The following is a 932-nucleotide window of genomic DNA, read 5'->3' as shown; positions in this document are numbered from 1 at the left end:
GTTGTTTTAATAAGAAGTTGTTCCATTTAATTTGATTAATGTTTCATTTTTTTGTATATATATGATGTAATTTTTAACTTTGCAACAGAACCTTAATATCTCTTTATAGAATTTTTGTTTTTTAAAAAGTTGATGGTTTTCAGTAATTTTTCCAAAATTCATTTCATTTTTTCTCTTAAACTTACCAAATGCTACGACCGGTAATACTTCCATTATTTTACTTAAATCATAGTTATCAGAGTTCTCTACTACATTTTCAAAAACATGATAATGATATATGTATCTATTGCCTTTAATATTATTCACTAAAAACTCCCCTTTGCACCTAATTTTATATCAAAATTGTATATCTAATTTACAGATTTAATTTTGTAAAGATAGTTATTTTTTCCTTGCTTTAACAAGCTTTTTGCATTCCTCTATTAACCAGTGTTATAATTTGATTAACAAATAGTGTACTAACATGATAAACACCGAGCCCGATAACTACTGCGAATAGTTATCGGGCTCTTTTGGTGTATTAGCTATATGTCGCCGCTAAATTACTTTTCACGATTATTCAGCCAATGAGAAAATAACGTGAGTATAACTCCTACTATGATAGGAGCTATAATAGTTACAAATAGTGTACTGAACATGATGTCACCTCCTTCCATGCTAAATACAGCACAGAAGTGAACGACGACCTTTGTATTATATCATTTCTAATAATTGAGTTACAGATGACTTCCGATAAGTTGAATTATGTATTCTTTTCTATTTTTCTGTTGCTTTGTATTTTTCAAATTCTTTTATATGTTTCGAAATCATTGATGAAGTAATGTTGATATATCCTTTTTGGTTCTGTTGCAAAGTTAAAAATTACATCATATATATACAAAAAAATGAAACATTAATCAAATTAAATGGAACAACTTCTTATTAAAACAACG

The 932-nt window shown here is 27.3% G+C and carries 2 protein-coding genes; both read right to left on the bottom strand.

The features are described from left to right. Positions 1-6 precede the first annotated feature (6 nt). Entirely contained in the window at positions 7-306 is a 300-nt protein-coding gene (locus CD155_RS09955) for a hypothetical protein (protein ID WP_103213235.1), read from the bottom strand. 236 nt (positions 307-542) lie between these two features. Continuing rightward, the gene (locus CD155_RS09950) at positions 543-638 is read right to left on the bottom strand and encodes a type I toxin-antitoxin system Fst family toxin (protein ID WP_000493114.1); all 96 of its coding nucleotides are present in this window, start codon (positions 636-638) and stop codon (positions 543-545) included. Positions 639-932: the final 294 nt, after the last annotated feature.

This window comes from Staphylococcus caprae (assembly GCF_002902725.1).
Taxonomy (GTDB): domain Bacteria; phylum Bacillota; class Bacilli; order Staphylococcales; family Staphylococcaceae; genus Staphylococcus; species Staphylococcus caprae.
Note: the sequence above shows the minus strand (reverse complement) of the source record. Positions and strands in the feature narration are given on the sequence as shown.